The 23,249-nt window shown below is 58.3% G+C and carries 19 protein-coding genes; 12 read left to right on the forward strand and 7 right to left on the reverse strand.

Going from position 1 to position 23,249, the window contains the following annotated elements; genetic code table 11:
- Positions 1-4: 4 nt before the first annotated feature.
- On the forward strand, positions 5-1,366 hold the full coding sequence (gene dsdA / locus BMY73_RS13615; protein WP_092407684.1) for a D-serine ammonia-lyase: 1,362 nt from the start codon (positions 5-7) through the stop codon (positions 1,364-1,366).
- Between the two features lie 59 nt (positions 1,367-1,425).
- Here dsdA and BMY73_RS13620 read toward each other — a convergent pair whose 3' ends face one another.
- The gene (locus BMY73_RS13620) at positions 1,426-1,836 is read right to left on the reverse strand and encodes a DUF6632 domain-containing protein (RefSeq protein WP_092407712.1); all 411 of its coding nucleotides are present in this window, start codon (positions 1,834-1,836) and stop codon (positions 1,426-1,428) included.
- A gap of 327 nt (positions 1,837-2,163) precedes the next feature.
- Here BMY73_RS13620 and BMY73_RS13625 point away from each other — a divergent pair, with 327 nt between their 5' ends.
- Positions 2,164-2,586 carry a DUF1810 domain-containing protein gene (locus tag BMY73_RS13625; RefSeq protein ID WP_062386146.1) on the forward strand — a complete coding sequence of 141 codons (423 nt, stop codon included), beginning with the start codon at positions 2,164-2,166 and terminating at the stop codon, positions 2,584-2,586.
- Between the two features lie 243 nt (positions 2,587-2,829).
- A complete protein-coding gene (locus BMY73_RS27980; protein ID WP_139214225.1) occupies positions 2,830-4,293 on the forward strand; it encodes a hypothetical protein in 1,464 nt (487 codons plus the stop codon).
- 91 nt (positions 4,294-4,384) lie between these two features.
- Here the strand turns inward: BMY73_RS27980 and BMY73_RS13635 are convergent, their stop codons facing one another.
- Together BMY73_RS13635 and BMY73_RS13640 are read right to left on the reverse strand one after the other, a co-directional pair.
- Positions 4,385-5,317, reverse strand: a complete 933-nt coding sequence (locus tag BMY73_RS13635; RefSeq protein ID WP_092407687.1) for a LysR substrate-binding domain-containing protein — start codon at positions 5,315-5,317, stop codon at positions 4,385-4,387.
- Between the two features lie 188 nt (positions 5,318-5,505).
- Positions 5,506-6,429, reverse strand: coding sequence for a DMT family transporter (locus tag BMY73_RS13640; RefSeq protein ID WP_092407688.1), 924 nt, complete (start codon positions 6,427-6,429; stop codon positions 5,506-5,508).
- Between the two features lie 153 nt (positions 6,430-6,582).
- Here BMY73_RS13640 and gcvA point away from each other — a divergent pair, with 153 nt between their 5' ends.
- The 9 genes from gcvA (at position 6,583) to BMY73_RS13680 (ending at position 17,059) form a co-directional block, all read left to right on the forward strand.
- Entirely contained in the window at positions 6,583-7,491 is a 909-nt protein-coding gene (gene gcvA / locus BMY73_RS13645) for a transcriptional regulator GcvA (RefSeq protein ID WP_062386139.1), read from the forward strand.
- 313 nt (positions 7,492-7,804) lie between these two features.
- On the forward strand, positions 7,805-8,248 hold the full coding sequence (locus BMY73_RS13650) for a cupin domain-containing protein (RefSeq protein ID WP_082060918.1): 444 nt from the start codon (positions 7,805-7,807) through the stop codon (positions 8,246-8,248).
- Entirely contained in the window at positions 8,248-9,756 is a 1,509-nt protein-coding gene (locus tag BMY73_RS13655; RefSeq protein WP_092407690.1) for a methionine--tRNA ligase, read from the forward strand. The genes BMY73_RS13650 and BMY73_RS13655 overlap by 1 nt, the downstream gene beginning before the upstream one ends.
- A gap of 16 nt (positions 9,757-9,772) precedes the next feature.
- A complete protein-coding gene (locus BMY73_RS13660; protein ID WP_092407692.1) occupies positions 9,773-10,897 on the forward strand; it encodes an NAD(P)/FAD-dependent oxidoreductase in 1,125 nt (374 codons plus the stop codon).
- A complete protein-coding gene (locus BMY73_RS13665; protein ID WP_092407694.1) occupies positions 10,894-11,841 on the forward strand; it encodes an ABC transporter substrate-binding protein in 948 nt (315 codons plus the stop codon). Before BMY73_RS13660 ends, BMY73_RS13665 begins: the two co-directional genes overlap by 4 nt.
- 53 nt (positions 11,842-11,894) lie before the next feature.
- Complete coding sequence (locus BMY73_RS13670; protein ID WP_092407696.1) at positions 11,895-13,253, forward strand: SidA/IucD/PvdA family monooxygenase; 1,359 nt, start codon at positions 11,895-11,897, stop codon at positions 13,251-13,253.
- Entirely contained in the window at positions 13,250-14,269 is a 1,020-nt protein-coding gene (gene sbnA / locus BMY73_RS28860; protein WP_062386130.1) for a 2,3-diaminopropionate biosynthesis protein SbnA, read from the forward strand. The genes BMY73_RS13670 and sbnA overlap by 4 nt, the downstream gene beginning before the upstream one ends.
- Positions 14,262-15,269: a 2,3-diaminopropionate biosynthesis protein SbnB gene (gene sbnB, locus BMY73_RS28865; protein WP_371914976.1), complete on the forward strand. Its 1,008-nt coding sequence runs from the start codon at positions 14,262-14,264 to the stop codon at positions 15,267-15,269. The genes sbnA and sbnB overlap by 8 nt, the downstream gene beginning before the upstream one ends.
- Positions 15,260-17,059, forward strand: coding sequence for an FAD/NAD(P)-binding protein (locus BMY73_RS13680; protein WP_092407698.1), 1,800 nt, complete (start codon positions 15,260-15,262; stop codon positions 17,057-17,059). Before sbnB ends, BMY73_RS13680 begins: the two co-directional genes overlap by 10 nt.
- Before the next feature lie 268 nt (positions 17,060-17,327).
- On the opposite strand, the gene BMY73_RS13685 is transcribed toward BMY73_RS13680, so the two are convergent.
- From BMY73_RS13685 to BMY73_RS13700, 4 genes are all read right to left on the reverse strand, one after another.
- Positions 17,328-18,053 (reverse strand): substrate-binding periplasmic protein, encoded by a 726-nt coding sequence (locus tag BMY73_RS13685; RefSeq protein ID WP_062386125.1) that lies wholly within the window; start codon positions 18,051-18,053, stop codon positions 17,328-17,330.
- A gap of 228 nt (positions 18,054-18,281) precedes the next feature.
- Complete coding sequence (locus tag BMY73_RS13690; protein ID WP_092407700.1) at positions 18,282-19,565, reverse strand: hypothetical protein; 1,284 nt, start codon at positions 19,563-19,565, stop codon at positions 18,282-18,284.
- 15 nt (positions 19,566-19,580) lie between these two features.
- The gene (locus BMY73_RS13695; protein WP_370588101.1) at positions 19,581-20,885 is read right to left on the reverse strand and encodes a hypothetical protein; all 1,305 of its coding nucleotides are present in this window, start codon (positions 20,883-20,885) and stop codon (positions 19,581-19,583) included.
- A gap of 444 nt (positions 20,886-21,329) precedes the next feature.
- A complete protein-coding gene (locus tag BMY73_RS13700; protein WP_062386119.1) occupies positions 21,330-22,949 on the reverse strand; it encodes a glucan biosynthesis protein D in 1,620 nt (539 codons plus the stop codon).
- Between the last annotated feature and the right edge of the window lie 300 nt (positions 22,950-23,249).

Consider the following 23,249-nt stretch of genomic DNA (forward strand, 5'->3'; position numbering starts at 1 on the left):
CGAAATGATCACGTCGGTTTACGCAAAAGATCTGAACACCTGGAAGCGCGAATTTCCTTTGATGGCCTCGTTGCTGGCCCTGGATCCTGTTACCTGGTTCAATCCAGGCATCGCGCCACTGGAAACGGCGCTGGGGGACATTGAGTTGGGCGCATCAGACGTGGCCGACGCCAGTGCTCGACTGCAGCGGTTTGCGTCGTTTCTCGCCCACGCTTTCCCCGAAGTGGCGGCCAGTGACGGGATCATTGAGTCAGAACTGGTAGCGGTGCCTGAATTTGCCCAGGCATTGTGCGAGCGCTACGGGGTTGACCAATCTGTCACGCTGCTGTTGAAGAAGGACAGCCATCTGCCGATCTCTGGCTCGGTCAAGGCACGGGGCGGGATCTACGAGGTGCTGTTTCACGCAGAGCAACTGGCGATCCGTCACGGCCTGCTGACCATCGACGATGATTACCGCAAGCTCGCGGAGCCGCAGTGCCGAGCGCTGTTTGGGGCGCACAAGATTGCGGTAGGTTCCACCGGCAATCTGGGCATGTCGATTGGCATTGCCGGTGCGCGTTTAGGCTTTGCCACCACCGTGCACATGTCAGCCGATGCCCGGCAGTGGAAGAAAGACAAACTACGTGCCCATGGCGTTACCGTCATTGAATACGCCGGTGACTATGGCAAGGCGGTGGAGCAGGGCAGGAAGGAGGCGGAAGCGGACCCAGCTTGTCACTTCATTGACGACGAAAACTCCACCACCCTGTTCCTCGGCTATTCCGTGGCCGGTGAACGTCTGAAGGCTCAGTTCGAGCAACGTGGGATCACGGTCGATGCTGCGCATCCATTGTTCGTCTATCTGCCTTGCGGTGTCGGTGGTGGTCCAGGTGGCATCGCGTTCGGGCTGAAGCTGGCTTTCGGCGACCACGTCCACTGCATTTTTGCCGAGCCGATCCAGTCGCCTTGCATGTTGATGGGGGTGTACACCGGGCTGCACGACAGCCTGGCGGTGCAGGATTTTGGCATCAGCAACCTGACGGCGGCAGATGGCTTGGCGGTGGGGCGGCCTTCAGGGTTCGTCGGTCGCTCAATGCAGCGCATGCTTGATGGTTATTACACGCTTGGCGATGACGAGATGTTTGCCTTGTTGTACCTGATGCAATCCACCCAAGGTATCGCGCTGGAACCGTCGGCTCTAGCTGGAGCGCCTGGTTTTGCCCGGGTACTGTTGGAGCAACAAGGTTACAGGCAGCGCATGGGTTTCAGCCCGCAGGTCATGAATAACGCCACGCACCTGATCTGGGCCACGGGTGGCGGCATGGTGCCGGTGGCCGAGATGGACACATACATCGCGACCGGGCATGCATGCGTGGCGGCGGGTTAAACATCCGCTGCACTCAACGTCAGGTCCGCAAGTGAACGAAATAGGCGGACCTGTCGCGGCTAATGACAGCCTCGATTGCCTGTCCGGGGCCTGGCGGCGGATTGAGCGCGCGGCGTCAAGATGGCGAGGGCAATCGCCGCCATGAAGAGGGCCGGCACATCACCGGCCAAGTGTCCCATCTGTCCTGGCTGGGTGACCGCCTGGACGCTCATGATTCCTGCGTGTATGGCGCTAGACCAGACGGTGAACCAGATAAGGCTCAGATTGGCCAATGGATCACGTGCCGCCAGGACCAAGAACACGCCAAGTGTGGCGTAGATACCAACGATCATCATCGGGTAGTCCGAGTGACCGGTGTGCCAGGCCCAGCCGGACGGCCAGAACACCATGAGTGGGTAGAGAGCAAGGCACGCGAGCCCAGACAGAATCAGAGCGACGCGTAGATACCTGAGGCGATCGGTTAGGGTCATGGCGGACTCCTCTTTGGGCCCAATTTGCGCAAACCGTTCTGGCAGCAGATCAAGCATAGCTACTCATTCGCTATGACTCCCTCCACCGGCTGCCACTGATATGTTGTTCCTGGTAGGGCTTGATTCAGTACCTTTGCTCATCGTCAACGCGTGCGATGGCCAGCGGTCCGGGTTCGAATCGAAAGATGGGATGAATGGAAGCCCCAAGAGATCAACGTGCGAATTCGTTCGGGGTTTGCTGAGCTACGGGAAGGAATCGGCGGTCCATATAAGCCAGACCTCCAGATTTAAAGCGGGTGATTTTGCTATGACCAAGGAAATCCCATCATGAACGACCCTTTCAATCTCTCTCGATTTGTTGACGCGCAGCGGCCGGTTTTCAGCCGAGTTATGGATGAACTGCGCGAAGGCCGTAAGACGAGCCACTGGATGTGGTTCGTGTTTCCCCAGCTCAAGGGATTGGGCACAAGCGAAACTGCAATGCGTTTCGGCATCGCTGATATGAGAGAGGCGCGCGCTTATCTGGAGCACCCTTTGCTCGGGCCGCGTCTCGTGGAGTGTGTCGAGGCTCTGCTCAAACATGGCGATTCAAGCGCCCTGCAGATTTTTGGCTCGCCCGATGATCTGAAGCTGCGCTCATGCCTGACATTGTTCAACGAAGCCCAGCCGGAAGCAGCCTTGTATCAGCGAGCGCTCGATCAGTTCTATGGCGGGAAGCCGGACGACAGAACCATTCAGTTGCTACGGTAGGCTGCGTTTCAGAACCTGGGCCGGTTGGACACATTTACATCTGAAGGGCCGCCTGCCACGGGATAGGTGCGCCTGCACTAAGCGAAAAACCTCAAACTATCCCAATAACAAAACAACAATGGCCCACGAAGGGCCGAGAAACCCTTCAACGCGGTGAGTAGATTCTGTGGTTGTGGCCTTGCCTGAGTTCAGGCGAACTGAAAGTCAGACGTTTTCAATAGAATCAGCCGAAAGCGAGCTCTGGTGAGCGGCAGTTTCGACTTGGATACGCCGTTATTGCCGCGCAAAGCCGCGTCATTGCTGATTGCGACAGTTCTGCGCTTCTTCCAGGCTCAGCCCTTAAAAAACACAATGCTGCGCAGCGGGCTTCAAAAAGGCACCAATCCGCTATCATTTAACCGTACCCAGAACTGTTGTCGGGCTGCACAGACGTTCAACAGGGGAGGGGTTATGAAAACGATCTTTGAAAAAAGTCCACTGTGGGGTATCCGACTCTTTATCATTTGCTCTGTCATAGGCATATGGGGGTGTTCACCGCCCAATCGTGAGGTCAATAGTTCTCTCCAGTCGAAGAGCGAGCCGCTCGGAGAGAGCGTTGTTGAGCCAGCATTGGAGCAGCCTCGCCACAAGCAAGTGAAGGATGTCGAAAAAAGCTTATCTAATAATAGCCAACCGAAAGTTATTAAGAATGTCAGGGAAGTTAACGCAAAACAGCCTCCCGCGAATGTTTCGCCTGTGCAGAAGGAAGACAGGTTGAGTTTGATTTCCTCCGCCAACTCTTCTGTCAACTTAACCAGAGGCCGGCTTCTGCACCTCATCGCCCCACCGACAGCAATAAATCGATCGATTGCCCCGGCTCCAATTGCGGAATCCTCTTTGCCCGCAACGGAAATTCCAGTATCTCGGGATGATGAACCTCGCGTTAACGAATCCTACTTAACGCTCGCTCCGAATGAAGGCTATGCGACGATGGCCTCCACGTCTCAAGCATCGCCGCCACCCCCTAAATCGGAGGATGTGGTTTTCAGTCAGAAGCCAGTGGTAGCCGATGCTACTTCCATGCACCCGTCCATAGCTAAGCCGACAGAATCCATAAAGGCAACTCTAGACACTTCTTACATCGATAATGTGCTCAAACGATTGGTTGTAGGAAATGTGACCTATAACTGGCCTGAAAAAATTCCCACCAACGGATGGACAACGATCGAGCTCCTGATAGGCGCTCATAAAACGCCCGAGGAGTTGAAAACCTTACTGGCTGAAATTCAGAGTCAACGTTCATCGGTCCGTGGACTCGTTATGTCTTCGGAAGCAAAGTTGTCGAATAAGATGCAAGCCTCACTCACCGGGCCGGATTTCGATATTAAGCCCTCAGATCCTGTAGTAAAGCCGCTCGCCGGGATAGAGCCTACGGTTTGGGAATGGACTGTGAAGCCCAAGGTTTCGGGGACTTTATTGTTGACGATGAAACTAGAGGCAATTATTACTGATGGCCAGATTGAAACGCCGTGGGTGGTTCAAACCTGGGAAAAGAATATCGAGGTGGAAACGAGTTTATGGGAAACATTCAAAGAATTTTTGAACCAGACCCTGTTTAAACCCGAAAACCTCTGGACGTGGATAGTTCTTCCGGTGTTGGGCGTGATGGGTATGCTACTCAAAAAAGGGTGGAAAAGATTTAGAGCCAACGTTGGGGCAGCTGAGTAATTGCCGATTGAAGCTCCCTGTCCAGCGAGTTGCGTGAAATCGTATAGCGAGGCATCGGTCGCAAGTCGACACGACGCTCCGATAGCGGGCATCACGCGACCTTACTGGTGCCATCGATTTCGCGCACATGTCCTTTCGCTGTCTTACCCGCCTGCTGCACCGCCCATTTCATGAACTCCACAATCGCCCACTCCTCGCGCCGTTCCTTGGCGCAGTACACGAAGTAGTCGAACTTCAGTTCTGAGGTGGCATTGGTCACTTGCACCAGGCGTTTGGACTGCAGGGCTTCGGAAGCGAAGACGCTGTTGACCAGTGCGATGCCTTGGCCAGCGCATGCGGCACTTATCAACAGGGACTCGTCGCCGTAGCTGGAGCCCTGGATCATTTTGCGGTTACCCATGCCGAAGGCATTCATCCACACCTTCCAGTAATTGCGTTCGGTGTCCTGCAGCAGTGGATAAGTCAGGCAATCCTGTGGACTTTCGATGGTGCGTTGGTTGCTGAGCAGGTTGGGGCTGCAGACGGGGATGAGGTAAGAGGACCACAGGCGGGTGGCATGGTTGTCCGGGCTGCTGGCCATTTCTCGCTGAATGGAGATATCCACATGCCCGTGTTTGAGATCGGAGAGGCCGTTGCAGATCTGGATCGAGATTTCGATGCTCGGGCAGCGCTCTTTGAAGTCGCCCAGCGCCGGGATCAGCCAGGAGCTGGCGATGGTAGACGTCGTGCTGATGACCAGTCGGGTTTGCCGAGGTTGTTTCAGGGCGGCGCCGGACCACGCTTTTTCAATGACGTCGAAGGTGTCGGACAGTTCATCGAACAGGGTCCGGCCGCTGGCCGTGAGCCGAATACCCTTGGCGTCGCGCTCGAACAGGCGCTTGCCGATCTGGTCTTCCAGGCCCTTGATTTGCTGGCTGATGGCGGCCGGGGAAACGCACAGGTGGTCGGCGGCACGTTTCATACTGCCCACTTTGCACACCTCGACGAAGGTACGAAGGGCAATCAACGGGATCGCTCTGCTCATCGTGCATACTCCGTCCAAATGTCACAACCCGTCAGCCAAAGGGTTAACGCGTCTGTTCGTATTGCCATCTCGATACGTCCCAAAGCTGTTCTTGTCGCATGGCCGAGAGGAAAGCGGGCGCGGCCGGGCCCCGTCTGGTTAACGCCACCAGACAACTGCGTTTCGGGTTCAGCGGTGGATAAGTGAAATCAGGTGGCGGCAGGTGAGTCCTGCGTTGCCTCTACCGGCTTGGGTTTGTTCTTGCTCAGCACGAACCACACAGCCAGGCAGATCAGGCCGCCGCCATAGAGGTGGCCGGCCGACAGGTGTTCATCCAGGAACATCACGCCCCACAGCACACCGAACGGGGGAATCAGAAAGGTCACGGTCAGTGAGCGAACCGGACCGATGTCGGCGATCAGGCGGAAATAGAGAATGTAGGCGCACGCGGTGCAGATGAAACCGACCGCCGCCAGCGATAACCAGACCGTCGAATCACCCCAGCTGGCGGGCGGATTGACGGTGGTTGAAATCGCAAAGAACGGTGCAAGGAACAGGGTGGCGCCTACCTGACTGCCGAATGCCACGAGTTTGGCGTCCAGACCGCCTCTGTCGGCGATCCACTGGCGCGTCAGGAAGCCAGCTGCGCCATAGCAACTGGTGGCGACCAGGCAGGCCAGCGCACCCATGACAACGGTCGAGGTGAACGTCATCGGGCCCGTCGTGGTCAGCAACGTGATGCCCAGCAAACCGATGAAGACGCCCGCCGCTTTTTTGGGTGTCAGCGCATCGTTGAAGAACATCGAGCCAATCAACACGCCCATCAAAGGTGTCGTTGCGTTGAGAATGGCCGAGTAACCCGCCGGCAACAGTATGGCTGCCATGCTGTACATCAGGAATGGAATACCTGAGTTGATGACGCCCAATACCATCGTGGCTTTGAATTTGCCTTGAAAGTCGTGCTGCGTTTTGAGGATCGCGAGGATGACCAACAAACCGATCGCGCCGAGCAGCACTCGAAAGAACGCAGTGGGTAACGCACCCAGTACGGGTGCCGCTACACGCATGAACAGAAAACTGGCTCCCCAGATCGCGGCGAGCAGCAATAGCCGAACATAATCCGATGGCCTCATGAGACTTCCTTCCTGATCCTGTACATTCAAAACGACCCGGAAGGTGTAGATTGACGCTCGCCGAGTCAGGGTGTGATGATTTGAGCAGTGTCTGAAGGGGCGCTCAAGCGAGCTTTTCTTAAGCACATTAGATTTTCTTAACTGAGGACCGGCATGAAATTCCCGCCCCTGCACGCCTTGCTGTGTTTTGAAGCAACGGGGCGTCACGCCAGCATGAAGAGCGCGGCGGGCGAGCTTTTCGTCACTCCAGCGGCCATCAGCCAACAGATCGCCAAGCTCGAAAAGGCGGTTGGCGTCACCTTGTTCATCCGTAACACCAAGCGTCTGGAGCTCACCCCGGAAGGCAAGATTTATCTGCGTGCCATTCGCCCGGCACTGGGGCAGATAGCCGACGCGACCCAGCGCCTGATGAGCGATAACGGTCCGAATACCATCACGGTCAGTTGCACCAGCGGTTTTGCGATGCAGTGGCTGCTGCCGCGCTTGCCCGACTTTCAGGCACTCTGCCCGGGTATCGAAGTGCTGATCAGCACCACCAACCGTCTGGTCGACCTGTTGGGTGACGGGGTCGATTTTGCCGTGCGTCATGGCCTGGGTCGGTATCCGGGGCTTGAGGTCGAGATGCTGATCAACGACCGTCTGCAGCCGGTGTGCAGCCCGAGTCTGTTGCCCGAGTCGCGTTTTCTGTCGTCTCCCATCGATCTCAAGAACTACAACCTGTTGCACGATGAGCACCGTGAAGACTGGGGATTGTGGCTCAGGGCCGTGGGAATCGAGGATGCCGAAGCCGCGGTGCAGAAGGGTTCGGTTTTTGTGGATTCCAACGGCGTGATCGAAGCCGCCCTGGCGGGCATGGGGATTGCGCTGGTCCGTCGCTCGCTGATTCGCGAGGAACTGGCCTCGGGCCGTCTGGTGGTGCCCTTTCGCGCAACCATCGACACGCCGATCGCGTATTACCTGGTGTATGACGAGACCGCCATTCTGCCCAAGTCCAGTCGGCAGTTCAGGGATTGGCTGGTATCGCAGGCGGTGGCCAGCCAACGCGAATTCACGACCCGCTGATTGCCCCATCCACCGCGCGTGATTTGTCCGGGATCACGCTGTCTGGTTTTTATTCGCTGTTTTGGAAGGCAGTTAAGCCCTGCTTCAGTGTCCATTGGTGGGCGCAGACCCACCCAAAACCTGCTTAATCCGTTGATAAATCGAATGATTAAGCCGTGCTGAGTTAAGTCAGACTTAACCGGTAATTGCGTATTTCTTGTTTGCTCCCTCCTGCGATTTTCTTCAGCTTATCCCCCAACTCAACGGCGTTGTGCCTCACGCGCGGACGCCGAAAAACAACGAGCAGGGATGCTTCGGGTTGAAGGATATCTTCATGACAGACTTTCAAATTTTTCGCCCCATGGCTTGGGACAAACTGGTCCATGAATATGATCTGGACGGTTCACGACTTTTGCCGTGGGACGGCTACCCGACGCCCATCGGCGGCGGCTGGTGCGTCGTACGCCCGCACACCCAATCGTTGTCGCATACCCAGATCGATCAGGAGTTCTTCATCGGGATAAAAGGGACCGCCAAGTTGGTGGTCGGGGACCAGACGTACCCGTTCACCATGGGCGATATCGCCGCCATTCCCAAGCACACGGATCACTACGTGTTGAACGACACGGACGAAGACTTCCATTTTTATGTGGTCTGGTGGGATCGCGATTCAGCCAACCGATTCCTCGATGAAGACGCCCGGCAAGCTGTGGCTTCAAACGCGTTTGCGCTGCAAAAGGCGACGGTGCACGACGTATCCGCGCAGAGGGCGTCGTGATGGGCAAGTTACTGGTCACCATCACCCCGCCAACACCTAACGGGGATCTGCATATCGGACACATGGCGGGTCCTTTTCTGGCCGCGGATATCTTCACGCGCGCGCAGCGTCAGCGCGGGCATGACTGCACGCTGGTGTCCTATTCCGACGACTATCAGTCGTACATGCTGCGTCGAGGCATCGAACTGGACCGCGCGCCGCAGGAGCTGGCGCTGGAGAACACCGACAAGATCAACGACACCCTGAAAAAAATGGGGATCGAGGTCGATTTCTGGATGCGCCCGTACCGCAACAATTACTTCAAGAAAGCCGTGGAGGAGATGTACGAGTATGCGGTGAAGGCGGGTGCCATTTACAAGAAAGTCAGCCAGGAACCCTACTGCGAGCACTGCGACAAATGGGGCTACGAGGCGTTCGGTCGCGGTAACTGCGACTACTGCGGCTCGGATTCCGATGCGAGTCAGTGCGAAGAGTGCGCGCACACGCCCAACGCCTCGAAGATGAGCAACTTCCACTGCAAACTCTGCTCCTCACAGATGATCTGGCGACCGGTAGAGCGTGAGTTTCTGGCGCTGTCCAACTTCCGCAACCACCTCAAGAGCAGCTTCGAGCACGCGCCGCTGCGCCCGTTCATTCGCCGCTTTCTTAACGAAGAGTTTGAACTGGGTCCGCTGGACTGGGCGATCACCCGTCCGCACGACGGCGGACTGGACCTTAAACCCGATGGCAGTCGACGTATTCACACTTGGGTGATGGGATTGTCCGGCTACCTGGGCGCGTTCCGCGAATACCTCAACGAGCACAAGCACGCGCCATGGGAATACGACGAATACTGCCGCTCCGGCAAAGGCCGGATGGTGCATTTCCTCGGCTATGACTGCGCCTTCAGCCACATGATGGTGTACCCGTCGCTGCTGCAGACGATGCACGGCTATCGCATGCGTCAGACCTTCTACACCAACCAGTTCCTGACGTTGAACGGCAAGAACCTGTCCACCAGCCGCAACTACGCGATCTGGGCTCGGGACCTGGTCGCCGATGCCTGCACCGACAGCGCGCGGTTCTATCTGGCGTTGATCGCGCCCGAGCAGGACACCGACGATTTCGATGTGGAGAAATTCGCCGCCTGGCGTGAAGAGACCTTCAACGAAGTGCTGGTCAAGCTGGCTGCACAGGCCGAGCGCGAGCGTGTCGACGGAGACAGCCTGAAAGTGACATCGGCGGACGCTGCGGCGATCAAGATCCTCGTTGCCCGCTGGTTCGAGGTGACATCGGTGGATCACTTCACCATGAAAGGTCTGGCGGTGTTGCTGTCCGACGTGATCAATGCGGCCCGTGACCGCCAACTGCTCGGCAAACGGATTCTGCCGTACATGGCGTTGATTGGCGCCATTGGCGCGCCGGTATTCCCGGACCTGGCCCGGCAGATCTTGCGGTACTGCCGTTTCACCGAGAACGAAGTGTTTCAACAGTTGGTGTACATCAGCGCCGTGGAATACGAGATCTGACCCGGGAGGCACCCTGATGAAAACCTCATTCGATGTCATCGTGATCGGTGCCGGCGTCGTTGGCGCTTCCGTCGCCGCCGCGCTGGTCGAAAACGGCCTGGACGTGGCCCTTATGGAGAAGGGCATCTGCGGCGGTCAAGGCGCGACGCGTGATACCGGTGGCATCGTAAGAGGTCTGGAGCTTGACCCGGCATTGCGTCCGCTGACCCGTCGTGGGGCGCACCATGGCAGCACCGGCATCGTTCATGCGTTATTCGAAAAAGCCCTCAAGCGCACCGGTGTCGCCTATATCGCCAGTTCCGAGGTGTGTGGCCAGTATCTGGACGCAGTGGGTACCGAAGCAACCCAGAACATTGAGCTACACGCATCGGTGAGTGCGTTGGATAACGGACGTTTTGCCTCGTTCTGTCCGGACCAGTGTCTGCTCATCGAGCGCAATGGTGGCATGGTCGATGCGCGGGCCACGGTTTCCAATCTGTGCCGCTATGTCAGTGAAAAGGCGACGTTCCTCGATCATCTGGCGGTTGACCGCTGCATTGAGCTCGACGGGCATGTGCAGGTTCACGCGGGCAAATTGTGCCTGGAGGCCACGTGGGTCGTTGATGCGTGCGGCGCCGACGGGCCGTTGGCGCGGCCTCACGGGGCGGTGCATGCGCGTACCATCCCGTTCACCCGCCTGGGTTGTGACGAAGCACCCAGCATGCCGGTGATTGCGCACCATCTGAATACCTATTTGCTTCCGCTTGGCCGCAATCTGATGCAAGTCGGCGGTCAACGGCGTCAACGCGCAGAGCACGCCAGTCAGTTGAACCTGTCGTTGATGGACAACGAGCAGGACGCGATGGAGCGCGTGGCCAGGCTGGGATACGACCATCATCACTGCATGCCCGTCGTGACCCAGGTCGCCTGGGACGCCTACACCGACGATGGACGCCCGTTGATTGGCCGCTCCTCCGTTAAAAGCCATGTCTATCTGGCGACAGGGTTCTGCGGCATCGGCTTCAAGATGGCGCCGAGCGTGGCCGAACTGCTGGCGTTCGAGCTGGGCGGGTTAATGTCCGGCATGTCCATGGACGCCGGCCATCGGGAGATCATGAAAGCGTTCTGCCCATCGCGATTTACCGAGGTGGCGTTGTCATGATGCGCCTTGGCATTTGCGCGGCGCTGGACGTCGGCACCACGTTGCATGCCCGCAGTTTTCTGCGGGGCGTTTACCTCTCCAGTCACTTGTTCAGCAACGTGCGCAAGGCGCGGCATTTCTATTTCGACGACGGCGCCAATGCCGAAGGTGGCAGGGCGGCGGCGAAACATTTCATCGATGCGAAAGTCGATGCGGTGATCGGCCACTTTGCCTCCGAGTCGGCCGCCGCCGTGGTGGAAACTTATGCACAGGCTGGCATCCCGCTGATCCTCCCGGCATCCACGTGTGCTGCACTGACCGAAGAGGGGCGCACTACCTTCCGGGTATGCGCGTCCGATCGTGTACTGGCCGGACGATTACTGAGGTTTGCCGAAACTCAGGGGCTCCTCAGACTCGCGGCGTCCGCCGATCCAAGTCTTCACGGCCAGCAACAGCTGCGCGAGCTTCAAGCGGCAGCGAAGTTATCCACAGTCGAACTTGTAAGCGATGCTGCCCACGCCGACGCCTTGGTCTTCTGCGGTCGCTTGAAAGCCAGCCGTCAGTTCCTTGTGGAAAACCGCGCGGCGGGTTGTGGATTACCGCTCTTTTTTACTGACGATGCCGCGTCGCCTGCACTGGTTTCGGGATTGGCGCACACCGGCACTGTGTATGTCGTCAGCTTCCCGGTGGCCAGCGATCTGCCGGAAGCGCAGTCGGTCGACCTGGCTTATCAGCGCTTTTACGGCGAGCAGGCGCCGGTTTACGCCATTGAAACCCTGGCAGCGTTTTCGCTGGTGGATCTGGCGGCGCGTCAACGGCGTGGGCTGCTCGATGCGCTGCGCTACGAACAGTTTTCCACACCTGCCGGCTCCATCAGTTTTAGCAATGGGGAAAACGATCACGCCCGGATTTCGCTGTGGGTCTACGCCGACGAGCACGTCCATGAGCGACGTCTGTTGAGTTGAATCGAGCTGCTCGATGGCTCGTCAAGTCTCTAAACCTTTCAGGAAGAACCACCATGAATCAGTTTGAAATCGAGGGTGTGCGTCAGGAGTTGGACGTTGTCTCGGTCGGCTTCGGTCCCGCCGGTATCGCGCTGGCCTGCGCGCTGGAAGACGAAGCGGAGGACAACGGTAAGAAGCCGTTCGCGCGCGTGCGGTTTTTCGAGAAAGGTCGCGATTCGACCTGGCATGGCGCGTTCCTGCTGGCGGGCACTGACATCAACCATCACGTGTTTCGCGACCTGGTGACGCCACGTAACCCGCGCAGCCGCTTCTCGTTCGCGATGTACCTGAAAGAAAAAGGGCGTCTGTACAAGTTCGGTCTGTTGGGCCGTTCGGCCAGTCGTGTGGAATGGTCCGACTACATCGGTTGGGTTGCCGCGCAGCTGAAGGACTATGTGTCCTACGACGAAGGCGTGATCGACGTATTGCCCGTCGCAGAAAAGGGCATTCTGCGCGCCGTCGACGTGGTGACAGCTCAGGGCACCTATCGCACTCGACGTCTGGTGCTGTCCCACGGCAGCCTGCCGAGAATTCCCGAGGCGTTCAGCGCTCATCTGGGGGGGCGAGTGTTCCACACCTCGCAATACCTCAAGAACATTCATCTGGGCGGCGGCCCCATCGCTCAGCGCTGGCTGGTGCTGGGCTCAGGCCAAAGCGCAGGCGAGGCCGTGGCGCATTTGCTTGGCGCGGCGCCGACCACTCAAGTGCATTCGGTACACCGAGGGGTGGGTTTCCGGGTGGGTCAGCTGGGGCAATTTCCCAACATGGCGTTTCTGCCTGAACAGGTGGATTACTTCCATGAGCTGGAGCCAGCGCGTCGTAGCAAGGTCTTCGACGAGATTCGTTCGACTAACTATGCGGGCATCGATGCCGACGAGAGCCAGGCTTTGTACTCCTTCATGTACGAAGGCGAGGTGAGCGGGCATCAGCGCCTGAATCTTCATACCTGGTCCGATGTGGTGTCAGTGGAGAAGGTCGGTGACGCCTACTCAGTGGTGCTGCGTGACAGCAACACAGGTCTAGAAACCACGCTGTACGTCGACGGCATCGTACTCGGTACGGGCTACGAGCAACTTGCGGTGCCGCCGTTGTTGACGCTGCTGCAACCGTGGCTGTTGCGCGACGAGGACGGAACGCTGGCGGTGGATCGCCATTACCGCGTGGGGCTGCAGAACAGTGAAGGCGTGCACATTCTCGCCAATGGCACGTCGGAAAAGACCCATGGCATCAGCGACGCACAGTCGTTTTCGATGGTGGCGTTGCGTGCTCAGCAACTGACCGATGCACTCCTGGCGACCCAGCCGCGTCAGTTGGCGCCCGTGGTTTCGCACCCGGCGCGATCCAGGTCGGTCCGCATCGAGGCACGGCCATGAACTTCATTTCTCATATTGTCGGCGATTCGAATTTCGTTCGTCTCAAGGGGCTGGGTTTCGAGAACCTGCATTTGAAGCTCGAATCCTGCAACCCGGCGGGCTCGATCAAGATGAAAACCGCCATCGGTTTGATCGACTCCTACGCCGAGCGTCGACTTATCCACAAGGACACGGTGCTCATCGAATCGTCCTCAGGCAACCTCGGTGTGGCGCTGGCGATGATTTGCGCCGAACGAGGTTACGCCTTCTGCTGTGTGGTCGATCCCAACACCAACCTGCACAACATCAAGATGATGGAGGCGTTTGGCGCGCAGATCGTCATCGTCACCGAGCGTGACGACAACGACGGTTACCTCGGCACCCGCATTCGTTATATCCGCGATACCGTGGCCCGCGACCCTCGCTACTTATGGTTGAACCAGTACAGCAATCCGGCCAACGCGCGCACCCACGAATTGACGACAGCGCGATCGATTCATATCGCCTTTCCCGCGCTGGACTATCTGGTGGTTGGCGCTGGCACCACCGGCACGTTGATGGGCTGCGTGCAGTATTTCCGAAAGCATTCGCCGCGAACCAAGATCATTGCCGTGGACAGTACGGGCTCGGTGACGTTTGGTCAGGCACCCGGCAAGCGGTTCATTCCGGGGCTGGGCTCCAGTCAAATGCCGCCAATCTTCCGCCCCCACCACTTGCACAAACAGCAGGTGGTGGACGAGCGCGCCACGGTTGCCATGTGCCGCTGGCTGGCCAGGTCCAACGGCGTGCTGGCGGGAGGCTCGACCGGCACGGTGGTCGCCGGGCTGGCGGCACCCTCGCTGGGCATTCCCAAGGACGCCGTGGTCGTGGCGATCTCTCCGGACGCCGGTGAACGCTATCTGGAAACGATCTACAACGACGAATGGGTGATGCAGAAGTTCGGTCGCGCCGAGTTGGTAGCGCTGAGTTCTCAACCCATCAGCCGTTATTTGAAAAACTACGTTCATACCTTCGAAGGAGAAGCGCTGAATGTCTGATTTTCATGTCATTCCGGGGGCGGTGATCAAGGACATTCTCGACAGACAGTCCCACACCATGGTCGCGCGAATCGAGCAGGTGTATTTGCAGCACCATGACGGTCTTACCCTGAACCCCGACAGCTATTTCCTGCGTTTCCCCAAGCAGCCGGCCAACCGGATCATCGCTTTGCCCGCGTCGCTGGAGGGCGACGATGCCGTGGCGGGGATCAAATGGATTTCGAGCTTCCCTGGGAACGTCGCTCAGCAAAAACCGCGGGCTTCAGCGGTGGTGATCCTCAACGACCGCGAGACGGGTTATCCCTACGCATGCCTGGAAGGTGCGCAGATCAGTGCGGTCAGAACGGCCGCCTCGGCGGTGTCGGGCGCTTACTGGCTTAATGGTCAGTCTCACAAGGCGGGCTCTGTAGGATTTGTCGGTGCTGGAGTGATCGCCCGCAACATCGCGCGAATGCTGGCGGTGGAAAACTGGGAAATCGGGCAGGCCGTCGTGCACGATTTTGATGAGGCTTCGGCCAAAGCGCTCACGGGGTATGTCGAACAAATCGACTTATGCACAGCCCGCAGCGGGTCGTTGCACGAGGCGCTTGCGGCCGATCTGGTGATCTTCGCCACCACCGCTGGCGAACCTTACGTGAAGCCGCCGACCGGTTTCCGCGCAGGTCAGGTGGTCCTGAACATTTCATTGCGCGACATCGCACCGCAATTGCTGCTGGCGGCCAACAACCTGTGTGATGACGTCGAGCACTGCATGAAGGCCAACACCTCACCCCATCTGGCCGAGCAGCTCACCGGAAATCGCAACTTTATGAATGGCACGCTCGCGGGCCTGATGCGCGGTGAGGTCGCACTCGATCCAGACAAGGCGTCGATCTTCTCGCCATTCGGCCTGGGTGTGTTGGACCTGGCGCTGAGCAAGTTCATCGTCGACACCGCGTTGGCCGAGTCGAGCGCGGTCGCCATTGATTCGTTCTTTGGAGAAACACTGAGATGGAACTGAGCACCGCGCGGCCAACACAAGGACAGGCTGTCCACGATGGGCAGAAGCCCGCCATCAAGATTGGTATCGTCGGCTGCGGGTCTCGCGGGCTGACGGTGCTGGAGCGCTTGTGTGCATTGGCGGCCACGGGCGATAGACGCATCGAGATCAGCCTGTTCGATCCCCATCGACCGGGACCAGGGCTGCATTCGGTGGAGCAGCCTGAGTATTTGATGCTCAACACCGTGGCGTCGCAGATCTCGATGTTTCCCGATCAAGCTGCCCTTGGTGGGTTCAGCGGCCGCCAAGGCCCGGACTTTTATCAGTGGTGCCTGCGCTTCAAGCCTGGCGAACGCACCGTGCTACCGAACGCTTTTCTACCTCGGGCGTGGTTGGGGGAATACCTCGCCTGGACGTACGAGGAGGTGATTCGGGCCCTGCCAACGAACGTACGGGTGAGACACCATGCGCGGGTTGTGGATAACGTGGAGCACACTGATCTGGGCGGATTTGTATTGTCCACAGGCACGCAAAACCATCAGGTGGATTGGTTGTTGATAACGATTGGGCACGCAGCGAGCGCCCCACCGTTGAGCGATTCTCCGGGACTTACGAAAGTGTTCGAGGCTTATCCACAGCCGTCAGCGCTGGCAGCGATTTCGTCCACAGATGCAGTCGGTATTGAAGGGCTTGGCCTGTCCGCCATGGATGCGGTGGCGGGCCTGACGGTCGGAAGAGGCGGGCAATTTGTGCAAGCGCCTGAAGGCTTGCGTTATCAGCCTTCTGGCCAGGAACCGCGCCTGTTCATGTATTCACGCAGTGGCTTGCCGTACCGTACCCGGCCAGACATCGCGCCGCACCGTGTGGGCGGTTCTCCGCTGATCTTCACCCTGTCGGCGGTGGCTGATCTGCGCGTTGAAAACCCGCAAGGGTTGGACTTTGAAAGCCAAGTCCTGCCGCTTCTAAAAGCTGAAATGCTGGCTGAGTACTTTGGCATGATTGCAGGCCTTCAAGGCGAGTCGTCCTTGAGCGTGAAATCCGAGATTGCCAACGCCTTTCTGATGGGAGAAATCCAGGCTAAAGCCGCTGAGCTGGCTCAACGGTTCGCGGTGCCGATGCTGGACGAAAGCGCCTTCAACCCCCGTGCTCTGCAAGCCCCTGTGGATAATTATTCGGCATGGGTTAAACGCTTTATCGAGGACGATGTGAAAGAGAGCATTCTCGATCTTGACCACAGTCCGATCAAAGCCGCAGTAGAGGTATGGAGGAGCTGCCGCGAACAATTGCGTCGCGTTGTGGATAACCAAGGCCTGACGCGCGAATCCCATCGGATTTTCTTCAGCGAATATGCGCCCTTGGTCAATCGCATGGTTGCCGGTCCGCAGAAGGAACGTCATCAAGAGTTGCTGGCATTAGCTGAGGCGGGCGTCCTGCAATGGGTGCACGGCTCAAAAGTTATGCACAACCCCAACACATCAGACGTTTCAGTGACGCTCGAGGGCGGCAAGGTGCTAGTACTCGACGCTGTAATCAGCGCCCACGTTCGCGACAATCGCACACTCGCATCGCAACCACGCATCATCCGTCAACTGCGTGAGAGCGGAATTGTCCACAGTCTCAACGGGAACGGCGAAGCTCCGTACGTCGACGGCCACGGCAAGGCACAGCCCAATCTGTGGATAACCGGACCTATCGTCGAAGGTGCGACGTATTACAACCACTACGTGCCGTCATCCGGCAGTTATTCGAGGGCATTTGTGGATGCGGACCGAATAGCGCGGGAGATGCTGGGGATGACGGTCACTGCTTGAAAAAGGATTCGCAGTCTGGCTGAAAGCGATTTCTTCTGTAGGAGTGAGCTTGCTCGCGAATGCGCTGGGTCAGGCGACATCACAAGCGACTGACCCAACGCCTTCGCTGCCCTCGTAACCTCGGACGTCTCCCACAGGGACCGGGTTTATGCACGACCTGTGTCCAGAACTCGCACCTGTGGGAGTGAGCTTGGTCTGGGCGGCATTCCGACGAATGCGCCGGGTCAGCAATAATACCGGCGACTGAAACACATCATGGGCCCGATGATCAGCACACCTTCCCCGAAGCCGCGCAACTCATCCCTGCCTTCACCGGTAAATACTGTCTGCGGATACGCTCCAGCTCCCCGCTGGCGCGCAGGGCGTCGATTGCGCGATTGATGGGCGGTAGCCATAGCACGTGTTGGGGCTGAAGCTTGAACACCAGTGGCGCTTCGCTGAGTTTTGCCCCTTTATGGAACAGATCGGGGTCCAGGTGGTGGCTGGTCACGAGGGTGTCGAAGATGTCGTCGACCATTGCGATTGCGTCGACGCGTCGGTTTCCAAGCAGTTTGATCAACGCCTCCTCTTGAGACGTCTCTAACCGATCAAGCCTGTGTGCCGTTATGGCCGGATCCAGCGCCCGGTAGGTGTAGCCACGCACCATGCCGATCGTCAGCTGATTCAGTTGCTCGACAGGCAGTTTGCGTGCGGGGTGATCGGCGAGGAAATAGAGGTGCTCCTTGACCACGGAGTAGGGCTTGGAGAACACGTAATGACGCTGTTCTTCCGGACTGTTCCAGATCAGCGCATCCGCGTAATTAATGTCGATTTCACCTTTCTGCAGCATCGATTGAAGGCGGTTGACCGGGTAGGTGACAAAGGTCACGTCGAGATCGGCCAGTTGCATGACCCGCCGGGCAATGTCGACGGACACGCCGAGCAAGTGGCCGTTCTCGTCTTCGTAGGCGTATGGCTTCCACTGCGCGCCACCTGCCACATACGGACCGGCCATAACCGGCCACGCGAGCAAGCAAAGCAGGCAACCCCCCAACAGTCTGCGTCGAAATCCCATGCGATTCGTCTGCCCAGGCCCAAGATGGATCTCAAGACTATCAGCGGGAAATGTCGCTCATGTGTCGTAATGCCACTATTTGCAGGCGACTTCACGAAAATTCCCAAAAAAAGCCCGCGCTGACGGGGATCAGGCGGGCTTGAGGTGTAAACAGCATCGCGGCACGGTTCAGGCGCCTGGACTTAAACGGATGATCTTGGGAAATTCGGACAGGCTGACGGGCGTCGAGCAGTGGTCGCCGTTGCATTGCCAGCGCTGTTCACTGTCCGTCATTCCCTTGTCCGGGACCTGCGTATCCAGCACGCGAACCTGACCGTTGTTCATGGCCGTGGCAGTGACATGATCCTCACGTGGCCTTCCGGTTGCCCAGACCACGATGATGCGTTCGCGACCATCGCTGAAGGCCAGCTTGTACACGTTGTCGGCTTGCAGGCTGTTGCGGGCGTCGTAGTTGAAGTCGCGCAGATAGGGGCTGATGGCCTTGAGGGTGGAGTACGCGGGTTTGGGGCTGAGGTCGATATTGAGCAGTCCGAAGTTGTGCTCCTGATCGTCGTTTGCCGTGCCGTCATTGATCAGGTCGTACCACCACATGCCCTTGATATTGGGCACGGTGCGCGCCAGGAAATACGCTCGGGCCAGATAGGCCGACTGACGCTGCGTGCTGATGCCGCAGTTGCCCTCATGGCTCGGCCACGCCATTTCTGTCAGGTACAGCGGCACAGGCTTGCCGGCTCTTTCGGAGAAGCGACGGTCCAGATCGCGCATCCAGTTGATCCAGCTTTCCGGGGTGTTGTGATCGCGACCTTCGCAATGCACATAGGGATGCAGGGAGAGGCCGTCCGCATACTTGAGCACGCCAGCGGCCAGCATGCGGTCAACGAAACCACCCTTGATGCCCGCCGACGTCACGGCGCCCGCCAGCACTTTTGCCTGGGGGGTGTTCTTGCGAATGATTGGCGCGACGTCCTTGACCAACGTCACGTAATCGCTGCTGAGGCGCGCATCACTTGGACCTTCGATGTCCCACTCGTTCCAGACCTCGTAATACTTCACCGGGTTGCCCAGCTGTCGGGTGGTGTAGTCGACGTAGGCCAGGTACGGAATCTTGATTTCAGGCGTGCGCGGCTTTGCGTTGCCGTTGAACGACGTGCCGTAGCCCAGAATGACCATGGGACTGAGATCCAGCGCATTGGCGGCGTTCAGCCAGGCGCGCCACTGCGGGATGATGCGCAGTTGGTTAGGCGTCGGCTCGGCTGTGGACCAGAACGCGTCGTCACGTACCGATGTCACGCCCGCCGCCGTCGCCAGTTCGAGACTGCGTAACGGCTGGGCCAGGTTGTTCATCGAATGCGTCGCTACGCCCACGATGAAGGGCTCCGCGACGGCAACATTAACCACAAACAGGCTGGACAGTAACAGCAGACCTTTACGGCCAATACTCAATGCATTCATCAATAAACTTCCGTGTTAGCTCAAGCCGGGCAGGCCGGTCCATTGCGCCAGTTCATTCGGCTTTGGGGCGGAGGCCTTCGCCTGCGACCTCGCGGCGAGCGCATGCCCGATGGCCATACCGAGAAACAGGTTCGCCAGGGTCACTTCCAGTGTGTCGGTGGTCCAACTGACGATGCAGATGCAGAAACCGGTCGCCAGCATCGCGCGGCCATAACGTGTGGCGCTGTCGGCCAGAATGAAAAACAGCGGAATATGCATGGCATACAGAAATAATCCCGCCAGGCCGAAGGTCGCCCAGAGGTAGACCACCGTGCTGTCCGACACCATGAAGATGTCGGCGCCGACCACCGGGAACGCCGCCACGGCACTGCCGACCAATCCGAACCCTGCGCCCGTGTACTCGCGGTCTTCGCTGAGCAGTACCCTGATCACGTTGGGCCAGGTGTTGACGAGCCGGTCGTAGATCGACGACAGCGAGTTGCCTGCGGAGACCTTGTTGGGATCGAAGTCGTACGCCATCGCAATGAATGGCAAGGACATCCCGAGCAGGACCGCTGCGACGATGGCGCCGCGCGTGGTCCAGCGAAACCGCGTGATCATCAACAGGCCGACGCCGCCGATGAACGCAAGCGCGGGTGCCTTACTGGTGGTCAGGACAACGCCGGCAAAGCCGATGGCACAGATGCCCAGCGCCAGCGTTTTTGACCGCAGGGTTGCCATCAAATAGAGGCTGAAGATAGAGATGATGATTGCCAGCGCACTGGAAATCCGGGCGAACCCGGCGGGCCGGTCAGCCTCTTCCGACGCCCACGTGGTGTTGGCGCTGAGTTCGGTGCCGCCGATGCTGTAGCTGTAGCCCTTCCAGGGCAGGTCGGTGTACTTGTCCAGCGCAATACCGGCGAGGGATGCCATCAGCGCAAAGGCGATGGCCCACATGAACAGACGTTTGTGCCGGGTGATCTGATCGCCGCACGCCATGCCGAACAGCAACGGGCTGATGCCATAGAGCGCGAACGCAAAGTTGCCGGCCCCCGCACCGTTCAGTGCAGCCCAGGCGGCTGACAGCAGCAGCACCAGGAAGCTCAACCAGACACCGGGCCCGGCTTTGAAGCTGCGCAGTTCGAGGGCAAAGAACAGAAGACACGCGACTTTCGGCCCGTACAGAAGTACCGAAATGCCGGCCTTGTCCAGATAGAAACGCAGCGCGCCGGAAAAGGTTTCGACCATGATCAGACTGATCGCGACCAGCACGATCGCGGTGGACTTGTCGAACGACAGCATCGACGGTTTTTCAACGTAAGCAGGGGAAGTCGACATCATGGGTACAGCCCCTCGGGAGCGCGGAAATAGGAGAGATCATCAAGCGTGGAGGCGGAAGGCGAGAACATCGCCTGCAAGGCAAAGCTACCGCTCATCGAACTCGGCAGTGGCCGTCGATTGAGCTGAAGAGAAGGTTTCGGTGCAGGCCATATCGAAGAGGGAACGGCCGTTCAAGGTCCCTCTCACGCGGCGTGACAGGGGATATATCAGCCTCAGAAGCGGGGGCTGTCAATCAATTAGTCAAATTTTCGGACAGATACCAGCGGTCATAAAAATCGTGGTTCGTAACCTGTTGAATTTATTGATGGATGAAAATTTGACGCTAGGAAATCGAGGCGGAAACGAGTCACAAGCAAGGTCGCCTATGACTCATTTTCGTTACAGATCAGGTTGAGTACGTGCCTTTTCTTCAAGCAGCCTCGGACCTGAGGGAGCGTTCAGGCATCAGGTGTACTTGCGCTTGTCGGGTGCAGGCGGGAAGTACTGATACAGCCACGTTTCACTCAGTGTGCGGTCGCCGGTCTTGATGAACATGCGCATTTCCACAGGATCGACTGAATCGCTGGTCGGGTACCAATCGAACGTCACACGAAAGCCCTTGATGTCCGGAAGCACCAGGACGTTGAAATCTTGGACTTTGCCACTCGACACCGTAACCACTGGCTCGATACCCGAGCCTTCTGGCAAGCGGTCGATCCCGCCGCCATTGAAATCCACCGCGAAACGGCGCGCCCAGACCTCCGGGTAATGCTCGCCCGGCGCCCAGCCTTCAATGAAGCCACCCATGCCCGAACGGGTGGCGTGAACCTGAGCCAGGGGTGTGCTCACCGGTGGCAGCGGGCTCCAATACAGCTTGTAGCCATAGTTCATCGACATACCGGCCTTGATCGGCACCTTCGGGTTCCAGAAGGCAACGATGTTATCCAGTGTCTCGCCGGTGGTGGGCAGCTCCAGCAGATCAATCGACCCTTCTCCCCAAGCCGTGGTCGGTTCGCACCAGAGGCTCGGTCGGCGGTGATACCAATCGACGGTGTCTTGATAGGTTTTGAAATCGTGATCGGTCTGCACCAGGCCGAAGCCTTTGGGGTCTTTGTCGGCGAACGCGTTGAACTGCAGCTTCGCCGGGTTGTTCAGCGGGCGGCAAATCCATTCACCGTTGCCGCGCCACATCGCCAGCCGATCCGAGTCGTGGATTTCCGGGTGAATGGTGTCGCACATACGACGTTCATGGGTGCCGCAGCTGAACATGCTGGTCATGGTAGCGATGCCCATTTGCTCGATGTCGGCGCGTGCATTGATGTGAGCGTCGATGTCCATGACCACGCGATCAGCCTGGCAGTCGATGTCGAAGCGGTACGCGCCGGTTGCGCTGGGCGAGTCCAGCAGCGCGTAGACCACGAAGCGGGTAGCGTCCTTGGTCGGTTTCTCGAACCAGAACTTGGTGAAGTCAGGAAATTCTTCAGGCTTGTGGGCGTAGGTGTCGATGGCCAGGCCTCGTGCCGAGAGGCCGTACTGTTTGTTGCTGTCGATTGCGCGGAAGTAGCTGGCGCCGAGGAACGAGAGAATGTCGTTGATCGCAATCTCCGGGGCCTTGAACAGCTTGAAGCCGGCAAAACCCAGATCGCCCTTGAGCTGGCTTTTGTCGATACGGCTGGCTTCGTAATTGAACAGCTCGGGACGGAAGTGCACTTCACGCGCTTCTTGAGTCGCGGGGTCGACGCTGTACATGCGCACGGGGGTCTTGAAGCCCGCGCCGACGTGGAAGAAATGCACGTCGAGCTGGCCTTTGACGTCGTTCCAGAGAGAATGACCGGCGTCGTACTTGATCGCATTGAACTGCTGAGGCGTCATATTCGCCAAGGTTGGCGGCAGGTTCTGCTTGGTGCTGACATAGGCTTTACCGGCCATTTGCTTGGCGAGGTCTTGCAAGGTTTTGAAGTCGAAATGTTCGATTTCGCCATCGGCCGCTGCGGCCAATGCACGTGCAGCGTAAAGGCCTGACGCGGGCAGCGCGCTATAGGCTGCCAGCGCCATGGACGCTTTCAGGAGATTCCTGCGATTCATAAGGTGAAGCCTCTGAAGAAATGCTGTGCCTTCCTGCACAAAAAAGTGCGCTTTCCCAATCCTTGCCGAACGCAAATTACCAACAAACAGATAACAATCTCGGCATCTTGTTCGCAAAAAAGATAAAAATTCGTTTCAGAGCGCTACTTTCCTGTCTTCAGTGTGTTGCCGGGTGTGTGGAATGCTCGCAGCAATTTCACGATCCGCGCGCGTCAGCCACAGGGTATCGGGTTGAGGCACGGATCAGTGTCCAGACCGCAGACCTGTGGGAGCCGGCTTGCTGGCGAATGCGGTGGATCA

Source organism: Pseudomonas sp. NFACC02 (genome assembly GCF_900110765.1).
In the GTDB taxonomy this organism is placed as follows: Bacteria; Pseudomonadota; Gammaproteobacteria; order Pseudomonadales; family Pseudomonadaceae; genus Aquipseudomonas.